Below are 12,672 nucleotides of genomic sequence, written 5' to 3' on the forward strand. Positions count from 1 at the left end.
ACCGGATACTGCCCCTACTGCCAACCACGAGCCCCAACCTAACTAAGTACTACTAAGAGGGTGCCAAGTTGGCAGCGGCGGGCACGTCTCACCTGCCAGGCTCCAAGCCTTTACATCAGCAAGAACCTTGAGCTCGTCGTCGAGGGGGACGCAGCGATGACGCTCCTGCTATTTGCCGGCTAAGACTGTCCGCCGCAGGGAGTCGCAGCCGGCTCTTCCCCCACGGGCCGCGCATACCGCATCCAATTTAACGCGGCATCGTTGGGCCGTTTTCCAGTGAAATGACGGAACCGGCTGGAGTCACGCAGGGCTATTTCTGGCCTGCTGTAGACCGCGCCCCGAAGATTCGTGACAGTGAATCCTGAACGGATCGGCTCAAGTATTCGCCGTCGAGGACTTTCTTGAGGAGTCCCTGATTCATTCCGTGTGACGCGGCCGGAATCGGCTGGCAGGTGTCACCTTCGGCCGACTGCGCCGGAGTATGGGTGGTTCCGGTGAATTCGTTGCACGCGAACTTGTATCCGCCGGAGAGCAGCTTAAAGTCAGCCGTGCCGGCACCAGCCTTGACGACCACATTGTTCTGGAACCGTACGTTGCGCAGGCTTGCCGTGTTTTCGTTGACGACCGTTTGGCTGATGCCATCGCCGATGTAGATCCAGTTCTGGTGGAATGCAGCGCTCTCCACGGCGCCCTTGCAGTTCTCGATGCCTCGGAAGGAGTCATTGATACTTAGGTTGTGGTGGATATCGGCGTTTCGAATCATGCCCGGACCGTTGTTGCAGAGGAGGAAGAATCCTCCCTTGTTGTCGTGGCTGTAGTTGTACTGAAATGTTGTGTTGACGTTACCTTGGTCGACGTCATAGGCCATACCGTCAAGTGTGTTACCGCCGCCGGAAACGTCGTTGTATTGGAATGTAGAGTTGTCGGAGTTGAAGGGCCAGATGCCGGCATTATAGCCCGCAGACCGGAGTTGAAAACCGGACACCGTGTTGCGTTGGACGATCGCTCCGTCGGTCGTGTTCATGACGATGCCATCGCCGCCGATGTCCGAGAGCGTATTGTGCTCAACAACAATGTTGGTGGAGGCGAGCCAGGTGGTAACTGGTGTGGGCGTCAATTCGGGACGGGCGCTCCAGGTGCTCAGAACAGTGACAATGGCTTGGCGGTCGATGTGTTCCAACCGGTTGCCCGCGATGCGGACATCGTCAAATTTGGTAGGGACGGCGGAGCCCGAAACCTTGAACCCGATTCCCTGGCTTCCGTTCGGGCCCTTCAGATCCCCGCCCCGCACGTCATGAATGTACAAGTTCTCAAGGTCGTAGCCGGTGCCCGTGCCAATGTCGCGGATTTCGACCAGCACTCCGCGGCGTTGCGAGGCTGGAAGCGCACTGTTTGTTATCTCAAGGTTCTGGAGAACTATGTGTTGGTTGTTGAGAAGGTGCACGGCTGTGGGACCACCCTGGCCTGCGATTACCGCGCGGCCGCTGGAAGTGCCGTAGTCGCTAATGGTGAAGGCGTCTGCAGCCGTGCCGGAACCGGATGGCTTGAGTAGTCCGGTGCAGGTGGTTCCCTTCATGAACAATAGTTGGTCGCCTGGCCCGAACTCATGGGCGTTGGCTTGCTGGAGCGAATTCCACGGGGACGCGGCACTTCCGTTGCCAGCGGCGCCAGCGGCGCAGTCCACGAAGTACTGGGAACCTGCCCCCTCAGCGAACGATGGCGCGGTACCAAAAATCGCGGGGAGTGCTAGTGCCAGTCCAGCTGCGGTTGTGCGTGCTAGCCACTTCTTTTTCATGTGATCCTCCAAAAACACTGACGAACAAACGGGATGTGGTGGATGGGGATGGGTCCTTCGCGTTTACGCGGCACCGCTGGGCGGATGTTTGCTTCCTGCGAAAGAACACTGGGTGCCTTTGGGCCGGGGTCAGCAAGCAGGTGGACAGTTGCGGAGCCTGGAAGGCATTTTTGTTCTCTCTGTCGCTGAAGTACGAACGACCCGACGCAGGACACAGCGGTCAGACCGACACCAGTAGCTATAAACAAAGTACCTACTAATATCGACTACTTCTGCCTTTTTGCCTGGAATAACTATAATCAAAACACATAGCTAATGTGAGACACAACACCATGTATCTGAACGGGAGGCCCTATGACGCCCTAGAACGGGTCCGACTACCGCAACTACACCTACGCCAAATACAGGAAGGAATCCTCCGGCAGCCCGGTTCGGGTTCATGGCAAATCTTTGACTCGACGTTGCGCACCGAGGAATACGACATGCCAGGAATCGCCGTTCACCGAGCCGACAGCATCGGTGAACTGGCAGAAGCCAAGGGCGTAGACCCTTCAGGGCTGATCTCGATGGTGAATGACTTCAACGCGTCCACCGACCGAAACATCCCCTTTGATCCGACGGTGCTCGATGGCCGCGCTGCTCATGTGAGTCCACCGATGTCGAACTGGGCTTCGCCCATTGAGACGGGATCCTTCTCCACGTACCCGGTCACCTGCGGAATCACCTTCACCTTCGGTGGCCTCAAAGGCGGCCTGGAAGGGCGGGTGCCAGATGAGAGGGGGCCTATCCAGGGATTGTTCGTCTGCGGTGAGGAGCTTGACGGGCTCTGTTCCGGCAACTACCCGGGCGGCTCGGGTCTTGCCACCGAAATGGTCTTCGGACGTCGGGCCGGGGCGATAGCTCAATTCCCTACTGGTTGACGGCGAGGGTGATACTCAAGGGCGTGTGCGGTGTCGACAAATGTCTACGATACGATCCGAGATGCCATCGTTAGCGGGCGCATCAAAAGGCCGATGATCTGCTGAGTGAGAACAAGCTCGCCGCAGATTATTCGTAGGTCCCGCACGCGCATCCGGGAGGCGCTGCACAGGCTCGAGATCGAAGGTCTGGGTGGCTCCTCCTCGAGTGGAGCGGTGCTGTGGTTGTTTAATTAATTCCTTCCGTGTAGGTGCCTTGGCCGGCAAAGCCAGCCGGGCATCGGGTACCGGGCCTGGACCTTCCCTGCGTCTCTCGGGCCAGATGCATATGGTCCACCTCCGTTGAGTGCCCCAAGGGCGATTGAGGCGGTGTGCCCGGTGGCGGAGGGGCAGCGAGAGCCCGGACCGAGGGCCATGCCGACAAGCCACACGCATTGGACATGACCTGGAAAACAGAGAAGTGCCCCGGCGTCTGGTCCACCAGACGCTGGGTCACTTCTCAGGCATTCCCGTCAGGAGGCCGGGGTGACCGTCACTGGGACCTTGACGTTCAAGTGCCCCTGCGCCGCATTGAACTCCGCGCGGCCGGTGACGGTGCTAACGTTCGCCGAGACCGGCGCAGTCACGCGGACGGTGACGGTGGCTAACTTCGTCACAGTGAATGTCACGTCGGCCGTGCCCCCCGGTGCCACCGAGGCCGCACCTGCCGAGAGGGTCCCGCACAGCGGGCCGAGCCACTGGGCGTCGAACGTATCGAACGTGATCGTGTTGTGGTCACCCTCGTAGAGGACGCAGTAGCGCCCGTTGCCCAGCGGCCCCACGGTCGAGTAGGCCGTCGGCAGGCCCGGCGCGAACGCACGGGAGGTGCTCCAAATGGCACCGTTGTCGCACGAGTAGCGGATGGTGCCGTTGATGCGGTTGTGGCCGTTGACCCTGTGCGACGGCGGGTTGTCCGCGTTCGAGAACAGGAGCTTCGCCGCGTCCGCGGAACCCTCCGGCGCATCCGGGAACATGCGGGCGATGCCCGCGTTGTTGCGGGGGTCCGTGAGCGTGGTGTCATAGGTGACGGGGCCGTAGGTCCCGCCGCCGTCATGCTAGATCGCAATCCGTCGTCCGCCGAGGCCCGCGTTGTTCCGCGAGTTGAGCATGACGTCCCCGTTGGAGCTCCACGACCTTGTTCTCGTCCATCTTGGTGCCCACCAGCTGGCCCATGTGCCAGCTCTTGCCGTGATCGTCGGAGTAGACGCTGTAGGCCTGGATCTGCTTGGAGCCGTCCGCCTGGACGATGGTGCCGGCGAACTGCTGGATGAGGCGGCCCTTGTGGGGGCCGTACTGGAGCTGGATGCCCTCACCGGAGGAGGCGAACTGGCCGACGACGTCGCCCACGTTGGCCACGCCGTTGACGGTGGTGTCCACTGGCTTCACGACGTTGGTGACGAGGGGCCCTGCGAAGCCCGCGTACTTCGAGCCGGGGGCGTAAGACGACGGCGTCGGAAGGGTCGGCTGGTTCGCCGGGTCGGTGGACCATGTGAGGCCGCCATCGGTCGAGACCGAGACCTCGGAGCTGATCACCATGCGGTCGGCGTCGTCGTTGCCGAGGTGGCTGGCGATGAAGCCAGCGTCCTTCGAGTAGACGTGGAAGTTGAAGACCGTGCCGGTCTCGCGGTCCACGACGTAGCTCGGGTCGCTGAAACCGTAGCGCAGGACGCTGGGCGCGGTGACCTGGCCGCGGGCGACGGACTGCGGCGCATCCCAGGTCTTGCCGCCGCAGTGCTGCGGCGCTGGATGATCGAGTTGGGCGACGGCGAGTCGGCGCCGTCAGGGCGCCCTTCGTACGCCGCGAGCACCACCCCGTTGCCCAGGCTCGCGAGCCCGACAATCCGGTAGAACTTCCCGAGGACGGGGTCGATCGCGTTGTTCCGGTTGCGGATGATCTGCTTGACGATTATTTGATCGCCCGTGAACGAGCCAGCGACTACCTTTAGCCAGCACGGTGCAGAAGTGCGCCACCTTGATTTCTAAACATATGATCCCACGGTGGGAACAGGCGCGGCGGGCGAGATGCAGTTGCCTTTATGTCGGGCTCGTCACGGCTACGGTTCGGAACCCGCAGTTGCCGCTGGATGATTCTGGTGTATTTGAGCTTCGGGCAGCCACGCGGTACCTGTTGCAGTACGAGTCGTGGCAGAGGTAGGAGCCTCCCCGCATCACCCGCCCGCGGCCGATGCTAGGGCCCTGGGGGTTCTCGGTAGGGGCATTGCGATAGTACTTCGGCAGGAACCAGTCACTGCACCACTCCCACACGTTTCCGCTCACCTCGTACAGTCCGTACCCGTTGGGCGGGAAACTTTTTACGGGAGCGGTGGTGAGGAAGCCATCGTCTTGGGTGTTCTCTACCGGGAAAGTACCTTGCCATATGTTGCACAGGTGTGATCCGTCCGCGGAGTGCAACTCGTTGCCCCATGCGTAGCGCTTCCGGTGGAGTCCGCCCCTGGCGGCTCTTTCCCACTCTGCTTCGGTCGGGAGCCTCCGGCCGGCCCACCGGCAATACACCAGGGCGTCAGAGTGGGAGACCTGGACGACGGGATGGTCCGGAATGTCGGTCCAGTGCGATGCAGGGCCAGCGGGGTGGGCCCAATCGGCGCCGCGAACGTTGAGCCACCAAGGCGCACCCGAAGCTGACCCCAGGACGTCTGCGGGATCCGCGGCCACTGTGAGGTGGAAAACGGCAGAGGTGCCATATTCTTCGGCAGCGGTGCGGTACCCGGTGTCCCTGACGAAGCGGTGGAACATGGCATTAGTCACCGCAGTCGTATCGATTCGGTAGGCGTCGAGCCGTACCTCGTGGACCGGGACTTCACCGTCATTTGGATAGCCCTCGCCGAAGGCATCCCCCATCTTGAAGGTCCCCGCGCCTATGGCTACATCTTCGTGCCCTACGGCACCATCCGAGTGGCCGCCTGGATCGGGCAGCGGACGCTCCTCTGTGGTGTGTCGCGACGGCGAACAGCAACTCCCGGTGCCTGGCAACCGTCGGTTTTCGGCTGGCATGTGGCTCCGTGTGGCTAGGTCTCCTGGGCGGATCGACGGCGAACCCGCCGTCCGTCCGGCTTGTTTGGCCGGCACGATCCGATACTAGTACAGCATGGCCGTTCCGTCGGGAGAATCCCGAACGGCAGAGGCTGGCCGGCAGGGGCGAAAGCTCCGGGCGGCCAGCCGCGTTCAGCAGGTTGCCGTCTGGCTTGCGCCGATGTTGGGCGGGGTGGAAATCGCAGTTCCGAAGTAGTCGCGTCCGCCGTTGTTCGTCACGGACGCACCCGTATGAATCGCGGGCGAGGTCGGCTGCAGGTTGTAGCCGGTTGCCGTGCCTAGGCTGGTGGCCGTCCCGGGGTTGCACATCAGCGGGTTGGCTGTGGTGCCTCCGGGGTTGGCCGGCCTGTTGGTGATCCAGGATGACATCGTGTTGTTCTGGAAGGTGTATCCGGTGTTCGCGGCCAGGTTGAACGACGCGGTTCCTGTGCCGCCCTTGTAGATGATGTTGTTCCACATTTTGACGTCGCGGGTCACGTTGACGTTTTCGTTCACCACCACTTGGGTGACGCCGTTGCCGATGTAGATGACGTTGTTGTACACCTGAGCGCTGGTTACCTGTCCGTTGCAGTTTTCGATGCCGCGGTACTGATCGTTCTGGCTGATGTTGTAGCGGACAATTGTGCCGCTGTTGACGTTGGTGCCGTAGGGGCAAAACAGGAAGAACCCGCCCTGGTTATCGTGGCTGAAATTATACTGGAAAGTCGCGTTCACGTTGCCGCCATCGCTGTCGTAGGCCATGCCGTCCAGGTGCCCGACACCACCGGATACGTCATTGAACTGGGCCAGGAAGCCGTTGCTGTTGAAGCTCCATAGGCCGGCATTGTAGGCGGCCGAGCGAACGTTGAATCCCTTGATTACGTTGCGTTCAGCGATCGCGTTCTGGGTGGTGTTGAGGACGATCCCGTCCCCGCCGATGTTGGTGAGGGTGTTGCCCGTCACCTTCACCGCGGTCGCCGGAAGCCAGTTGGGGGTGCCGGTACACGCCAGTTCAACCCGGCAGCTCCACGTGCTCAGCTGCATGACCAGCGCCTGTCGGTCGATGTTCGCAAGCTGGTTGTTGGTGATGCTGACGTCGTTATAGGTGGTGGGCGTGATGGAACCGGTCACCCGGAATGCTATGCCCTGGGAGCCGGTGGGCCCCTTCGTGTCATCGCCCCAGACGTCATGGAGGTAAATGTTCTGTATGGTGTAGCCGTTGCCCGTACCGAAGTCCTGAAGCTCCACATCGATGCCTCGGCGGTTTGTTCCCGGATTTGCGGCATTGGTGATTTCAAGGTCCTGCAGGGTCACATACTGCTCATTGAAAAGGTGCACAGCCTGCGCTGCTCCGTTCCCATCCAGGACCGCCCGCCCGCTGGCCGTGCCGTAAGCACCGATGAGAAAGGGTGCGGACGCGCTTCCGGAGCCGGAGGGGCTGAGTGTTCCCGTGCAGGTGGCGCCCTTCTTGAACAGCAGGCTGTCACCAGGGCCGAACGTAAAGCCGTTCACTGGGCTGAGGGAATTCCAGGGCGATGTAACAGTTCCCGTGCCGGGCAACGAGGCCGAGCAGTCCACATAGTAGGGTTGCGGGCTTCCCGGGGAAGCAGTAGCTGGCCCAACTCCCGTGAGTTGGGCGGCGGACAAGGTAGCGGCGAGCAGTAGGCCCGCTCCACGCAGAAATTTGTGCATGTATATCTCCTTGGGCTTCAAATGCGGAGGGGTGAGAATGCACCCTGAAGGTGGACCTTCCCCCCGTAAACCCAACCCTGAGACGCGGCCCACTATAAAACAAAGTGCATACTAAGTGGGCTGCAAGGCTAAGAAACAAGCCTGTGCGGTATAATCAAAGCACATAGCTGGAGTGATGCACAACACATTCCGGTCCAGCCTCGCGGGTCCTTCCCGGATCCCCTCTACTGTGAGTCGAAAAATCTATGGCATCTACAAAACAGGTTCAGGTCCTTGTCACGGACAGGGAAGGCAGCACGTCGCAGATCAAAGTCGGGCTGGATATCGGAGGCACAAAAACCGAAGCGGTGGCTGTGGATGATGACAACAAAATTTTGGCACTGCACCGGCGTCCGTCCGGCCAAGGCAATGCCGAGGTCCTGGACACGGTCTTTACAGTCCTGGATGAATTATGTTTGGCTTTGGGCCTGCGGCTTCAGTCCCTGGAGTCCATTGGAATCGGCATCCCCGGCAGTGTTGACACGGAGACCGGCGTTGTCTCCCACTCCGCGAATCTGGCCATCCGAAAACTGGACCTTGCCGCCACGGTATCAGGACGCCTCGGAGTGGATTGCCGGGTGGAAAACGACGTTAACGCTGCGGCGCTGGGCGCGGCCCGGTTGCTTGGTTCAGCCGGCAAATCAACTATCGCCTACCTGAATCTCGGCACGGGGCTTGCCGCCGGCGTTGTGCACAACAACCGCATTTGGCCGGGTCATTCGGGGGCCGCCGGGGAAATCGGCCATATACCCATCCAATCTGAAGGGGTGCTCTGTAAATGCGGGCAATACGGGTGCCTGGAACTTGTCGCGTCCGGATCAGCCCTGTCCCGGCTTTGGCCAACGGCGGCCGGATATCCCGCCGCTGAGCTCTTTCGGGAGGCGAAGGCAGGAAACGCGGCAGCGGCGGAAATCCAGCAGCGGTTCTTCGACGGAGTGGCCACCGCGGTTCAAATCCTTGGTTTGAGTATTGATCCTGAACTGATCGTCATCGGCGGAGGCCTGAGCACTCTTGGCGAACCGTTGTTGGAAGGCGTCACCGAAAAACTCACGCAACGTGCGTTGGCTTCACCCTTCATTGATGCCCTCAAAATGACCAACAGGGTGCATCTGCTGCCGCCGGGATCTCCCGCCGGCTCGGTAGGCGCGGCGTACCTGTCCTAAATTACTGCCGGCGCTCCACCAGGCCTGGAACGTATGCCAAGCCAGGCGGAGCGCCTTCGTATATTGGGCCTCTCAGCCGTCGAGTCCGGCCCAAAAAAGTTCGGTTCCGGTGGGGCTGAAGACCCGGCTGTTGCCTGGACGGATGCCACCGGAATTGGTGGGGTCAACAGGGGCCAGCCAGGAGACGGCCACGGCTCCGGTTTCCGAATGGAGCCGCGAATACAGGTCGTCGGCAAGATGGGCGCGACCGGTGCGGCGCAAGTGCTCCATGTACAGGTCGGGGTCGTTGTACAAGGCCGGCCCGTCCTGCAGCGTGGTCTGCATGGGGTCCGGAAGGCATCCGGGCCGGCCAGCATACGTGTTCCACCACTGAGTCAGGCGCGAGCGCATCTGATCGGTGAGGGCCGGCAGTTCGTCGACGAGGTTGCGGGTCAGGTAAGGGTCCTCGGTGACGTGGAACAGGGACTCCCACTCGGCCCGGAACGCGCCCGGGTGGTAGGTGCGGATGTAAAGATGGTCACGGGTCCGTACAGACCGCTGGTAGGTGTGGGCCCCGTGACCCAGTACCAAATACTCGCGTGAAGCAATCTCATGGCCGCGGATGACGTCGGCAAATGATTCACCCTGCCACTTTTCGGGAATCGGAAGTCCCAGGAGGTCGCAGATGGTGGGTGCGTAGTCGATGTTATAAAGGAGCGCGTCCGAAGTTGGCGCCTGCCCTGCCTGGTCCGTCAGACCCGGCCACCGCATCAGCAGTGGCAGGTGGTGGGTGGGTTCGTTGGCGAGGCCATGTTCTGCATACGAGCCCTGCTCCCCAAATGACTCACCGTGATCCGCGCTGACAACAATGGCGACGTCGTCTGTCAGCCCCATCCGTTCGAGGCCTTGGAGCAGCCGGCCGAACTCGCTGTCCCAGTAGTGGATGGCGCCGTCGTATCCGTTGATAAGCGCTTCATAGTCGGCGCGTGTGCGGATCTGCTGCGGAAAATTGTGCGGAACGCGCCTCTCAAAAAGTCCATCGGAATACATCAGGTCCAAGGCAGAACGCGGGCCGTAGACTTCTGCATGGCCATCAATGGCTTCCTGGTCCGGCCACTCCGGTGCCGGACCCGAGGCCGCGGCCTTCTTCGTCCACTCATCCGACTGGAGGTAATCCATATGGGGATCCCAGTACGTGAGGTGCAGGTACCAGTCCTCAGTCTCCCGATGGTCCTCAATCCAGTCCAAGGCACGGTCCGTGATGATATCCGCGGGCTCGTCGCCCACCTCGGGCGTGGCCCGGATGCTTTCACGGAAGTTCCCCAAAAAGTACCAGGCTCGGTGCCTTTCGGCGAACGAGGAAACGGCGGCCGTCAGGTAGCCGTGGGCCCCGAGATGCTGCCCCAACAGGGGGCGCCCCGGAACCAGGCCATGACCGGCATCGGCCCGAAATCGGGCGGCCTCACCGTGGTGGCCGATCACCCCGTTGGTTATCCCGAATTGTCCGGAAGTGAGCGCCGTACGGGAGGGCATGCAGGGGGAGTCGGAAGCATAGTAGCTGTCGAAACGCGCAGCGCCGGCGGCAAAGGCATCCAGGTTAGGGGTAATGGGACGCTGGTATCCATACGGGCCGGTGTGGTCCGGCCGCAAGGTGTCAACGTCTACATAGATGATCTTCACTTCGCGGTCTCCTCTTTGTCCTGGGTCGGATCCGGGTGAGTGGCGGGTTCGGAGAATTCTTCGACTTGTTCGCTGAGCCGGGCGTGCGCCATTTCCAGCCATGTGAGGTAGGTGGTGCCCAGGAGGTACGACCGCTCCCGGCCCAGGCGGATAAGCTCCTGGTTCCATGAGACGTCAACGTCGATCGCTGCCTCGGAGGGGTCGATGTCGTCTGAATACGCCTTCTCGCGCTGCTGCCGCCGACGGAAATCCAGTTCAGACGTCAGCAGTTTCAGGGCGACCTCCGGGCCAAGTATGCCGGTGAGGAGGAACCGCATCTGAAAATCCGCGTCCAAGGGCCGGATGGTGGGTTCGTGGGGCGAATCCGCCCACTCCCGGAAAGCTGTAAGTCCCGCGGCAGTCAGGCTGTAGACCTTTGCGTCGGGCCCGGTGCGGCGTTGATCGATACTCAGGTCCACCCAGCCCTTGTCCAGGCATTTGGTGAGCTGGCGGTAGATCTGGGATGGCTGGGGGCTATAGCCAAAGAAAGGTCCCTCCTGGTTCAGCCACTTATGCAGATCGTAACCGGCCATCGGCTTGCGGACCAGGTGGCCAAGGATGATGCACTCCAGTTTGTTGAGCATGTACGCCTCCGTTGAACTATATGAGTAAAATCATACCAACATCTTGTAATTTGCCGCAAAGGCAGGGAGGATTTATTCAGAGGTTGTTGCAAATGTGCATACTGAGTCCATAATTCACGGATCGGACAACCATCGATGAGTGTCAACGAAGGAGTTTTCATGAGTAATCCCGCGATCCGCACGGTGGCACTAGCCGCCGCCGGCGTCCTCTTCCTGGGTGGCTGCGGTGCTGGCAGCAGCACCCAGGCATCCCCGGACGCACCCAAGACGCACATGACCTTGACCTTGGGCTCCGGTGTTGAACCCCAGTCCCTTGATCCGGCCCAGTCCCGCGAAGCCCAGTTTGTCCAGTACTTCCAGCCGGTGTTCGACACCTTGATCCGGCGGGACGCAGCCGGCAAGGTCCAGCCCATGCTGGCTACCAAGTGGCAGACCAGCGACGACCAGAAGACCCTGACGTTCACCTTGCGGGACGATGTGACCTTCACTGACGGCACCAAGCTGACTGCCGAAGCAGTCAAGGGCAACCTGGACCGCTTCAAGGCCGCCGGCGGACCGCTGGCCGGTGCCCTTGCCGCGGTCTCAAGCGTCGCGGTCGTCGATGCAAAAACCGTTCAGCTGGTTCTTTCCAAGCCGGACCCGGCCCTCCTGTATGCCCTTGGCGGCCCCGGTGGCTACATCCAATCACCGGCAAATTTTGACAGCCCCACCGTCAAGACCCAGCCTGTTGGGTCCGGTCCATATGAACTGGACCGCTCCGCAACCACTCCGGGCTCGCAGTACAGCTTCACGAAGAACCCCAACTACTGGGACAAATCGCTGCAGAAGTTCGACAACATCGTCATCAAGCCGATGAAGGATGAGAACGCCCGGCTCAACGCCTTGCGGTCCGGCCAGATTGACGGCATGATCGCCACTCCCAAGACCGTGCAGGCGGCCAAGGGAGCAGGCGTTGACGTGCAGACTGTCCCCGGCGACTGGCAGGGACTGACCCTGTTTGACCGGGCCGGCCAGCTCACGCCCGAACTTGGCAAAGTTGAGGTGCGCCAGGCAATCAACTACGCCATCGATAAGGATGCGCTGCTGAAGAGCGTTGGCCAGGGCATGGGCACGGTCACCAGCCAGATCTTCTCCCCGGCGTCGGAAGCCTACGTCAAGGAATTGGACAACGCGTATGGCTATGACGTGGACAAGGCCAAGTCGCTGTTGAAGACAGCCGGCCTGGACAACGGATTTACGCTCAAGATGCCTACGTCATCGGACATGGACCCGGCACTGGCCCCCGCTATCCGCGATCAGCTGGCTAAGGTCGGAATCAAGGTCGAGTGGGTGGATGTGCCTGCCGCGCAGTACCAGGCAGAGCAGCAGTCCGGTAAGTACTCAGCCGCCTTTACGGCATTCGGGCAGCCGGTGGTGGCGTGGAGCGCCATCTCCGGTTCGGTGACCGAGGTGGCCCCGTGGAACATTTTCAAGTCCAGCACCGATCAGTCCAAAACACTGTTGTCCTCCATCCTGGCAAGCAGCAGCGGCGACGCCGCCGCCAAGAAGAGCCAGGACATGAACAAGTACCTGGTGGACAACGCGTGGTTTGACCCGTGGTACCGGATTGATCAGCCGTACTACACCTCCAAGAATGTCTCTGTTCAGGTCCAGAGCGGCCAGCCGGTTCCGTCCATTTATAACTACCAGCCGGCCAAGTAACAGCCTCAACGCTG

At 61.2% G+C, this 12,672-nt stretch carries 11 protein-coding genes; 4 read left to right on the forward strand and 7 right to left on the reverse strand.

Features of this window, described 5'->3' with window-relative positions:
* Window positions 1–310 precede the first annotated feature (310 nt).
* Window positions 311–1,795, reverse strand: coding sequence for a right-handed parallel beta-helix repeat-containing protein (locus tag QK290_RS16630; RefSeq protein ID WP_282331744.1), 1,485 nt, complete (start codon window positions 1,793–1,795; stop codon window positions 311–313).
* 482 nt (window positions 1,796–2,277) lie between these two features.
* On the opposite strand from QK290_RS16630, the gene QK290_RS16635 reads away from it, so the two are divergent.
* Window positions 2,278–2,715, forward strand: coding sequence for an FAD-binding protein (locus tag QK290_RS16635; protein ID WP_282331745.1), 438 nt, complete (start codon window positions 2,278–2,280; stop codon window positions 2,713–2,715).
* Window positions 2,716–3,224: 509 nt separating this feature from the next.
* Here the strand turns inward: QK290_RS16635 and QK290_RS16640 are convergent.
* Complete coding sequence (locus QK290_RS16640) at window positions 3,225–3,725, reverse strand: sialidase family protein (RefSeq protein ID WP_282331746.1); 501 nt, start codon at window positions 3,723–3,725, stop codon at window positions 3,225–3,227.
* Window positions 3,726–3,801: 76 nt separating this feature from the next.
* Window positions 3,802–4,383 (reverse strand): sialidase family protein, encoded by a 582-nt coding sequence (locus tag QK290_RS16645; RefSeq protein ID WP_282331747.1) that lies wholly within the window; start codon window positions 4,381–4,383, stop codon window positions 3,802–3,804.
* Between QK290_RS16645 and QK290_RS16650 the strand changes: the two genes are divergently transcribed.
* On the forward strand, window positions 4,348–4,599 hold the full coding sequence (locus QK290_RS16650) for a hypothetical protein (protein ID WP_282331748.1): 252 nt from the start codon (window positions 4,348–4,350) through the stop codon (window positions 4,597–4,599). The two genes, QK290_RS16645 and QK290_RS16650, sit on opposite strands and share 36 nt — an antisense overlap.
* Before the next feature lie 186 nt (window positions 4,600–4,785).
* Here QK290_RS16650 and QK290_RS16655 read toward each other — a convergent pair whose 3' ends face one another.
* Window positions 4,786–5,763, reverse strand: coding sequence for a formylglycine-generating enzyme family protein (locus QK290_RS16655; RefSeq protein ID WP_282331750.1), 978 nt, complete (start codon window positions 5,761–5,763; stop codon window positions 4,786–4,788).
* 171 nt (window positions 5,764–5,934) lie between these two features.
* Window positions 5,935–7,473 carry a hypothetical protein gene (locus QK290_RS16660; RefSeq protein WP_282331751.1) on the reverse strand — a complete coding sequence of 513 codons (1,539 nt, stop codon included), beginning with the start codon at window positions 7,471–7,473 and terminating at the stop codon, window positions 5,935–5,937.
* 245 nt (window positions 7,474–7,718) lie between these two features.
* On the opposite strand from QK290_RS16660, the gene QK290_RS16665 reads away from it, so the two are divergent.
* On the forward strand, window positions 7,719–8,675 hold the full coding sequence (locus tag QK290_RS16665; RefSeq protein WP_282331752.1) for an ROK family protein: 957 nt from the start codon (window positions 7,719–7,721) through the stop codon (window positions 8,673–8,675).
* 72 nt (window positions 8,676–8,747) lie between these two features.
* On the opposite strand, the gene QK290_RS16670 is transcribed toward QK290_RS16665, so the two are convergent.
* Together QK290_RS16670 and QK290_RS16675 are read right to left on the reverse strand one after the other, a co-directional pair.
* On the reverse strand, window positions 8,748–10,334 hold the full coding sequence (locus QK290_RS16670; RefSeq protein ID WP_282331753.1) for a sulfatase: 1,587 nt from the start codon (window positions 10,332–10,334) through the stop codon (window positions 8,748–8,750).
* Window positions 10,331–10,957 carry a PadR family transcriptional regulator gene (locus tag QK290_RS16675; RefSeq protein ID WP_282331754.1) on the reverse strand — a complete coding sequence of 209 codons (627 nt, stop codon included), beginning with the start codon at window positions 10,955–10,957 and terminating at the stop codon, window positions 10,331–10,333. Before QK290_RS16675 ends, QK290_RS16670 begins: the two co-directional genes overlap by 4 nt.
* Window positions 10,958–11,116: 159 nt before the next feature.
* Here QK290_RS16675 and QK290_RS16680 point away from each other — a divergent pair, with 159 nt between their 5' ends.
* The gene (locus tag QK290_RS16680; protein WP_282331755.1) at window positions 11,117–12,658 is read left to right on the forward strand and encodes an ABC transporter substrate-binding protein; all 1,542 of its coding nucleotides are present in this window, start codon (window positions 11,117–11,119) and stop codon (window positions 12,656–12,658) included.
* Window positions 12,659–12,672: the final 14 nt, after the last annotated feature.

Origin of the sequence: Pseudarthrobacter sp. AL07 (assembly GCF_029960665.1) — a bacterium.
In the GTDB taxonomy this organism is placed as follows: domain Bacteria; phylum Actinomycetota; class Actinomycetes; order Actinomycetales; family Micrococcaceae; genus Arthrobacter.

What these genes read in the sequence shown, in the direction of transcription:
- QK290_RS16660 (WP_282331751.1), bottom strand. Translation starts at nt 7,473, where the DNA reads ATGCACAAATTTCTGCGTGGAGCGGGCCTACTGCTCGCCGCTACCTTG.
- QK290_RS16655 (WP_282331750.1), bottom strand. Translation starts at nt 5,763, where the DNA reads ATGCCAGCCGAAAACCGACGGTTGCCAGGCACCGGGAGTTGCTGTTCG.
- QK290_RS16680 (WP_282331755.1), top strand. Translation starts at nt 11,117, where the DNA reads ATGAGTAATCCCGCGATCCGCACGGTGGCACTAGCCGCCGCCGGCGTC.
- QK290_RS16665 (WP_282331752.1), top strand. Translation starts at nt 7,719, where the DNA reads ATGGCATCTACAAAACAGGTTCAGGTCCTTGTCACGGACAGGGAAGGC.
- QK290_RS16635 (WP_282331745.1), top strand. Translation starts at nt 2,278, where the DNA reads ATGCCAGGAATCGCCGTTCACCGAGCCGACAGCATCGGTGAACTGGCA.
- QK290_RS16640 (WP_282331746.1), bottom strand. Translation starts at nt 3,725, where the DNA reads ATGTTCCCGGATGCGCCGGAGGGTTCCGCGGACGCGGCGAAGCTCCTG.
- QK290_RS16630 (WP_282331744.1), bottom strand. Translation starts at nt 1,795, where the DNA reads ATGAAAAAGAAGTGGCTAGCACGCACAACCGCAGCTGGACTGGCACTA.
- QK290_RS16675 (WP_282331754.1), bottom strand. Translation starts at nt 10,957, where the DNA reads ATGCTCAACAAACTGGAGTGCATCATCCTTGGCCACCTGGTCCGCAAG.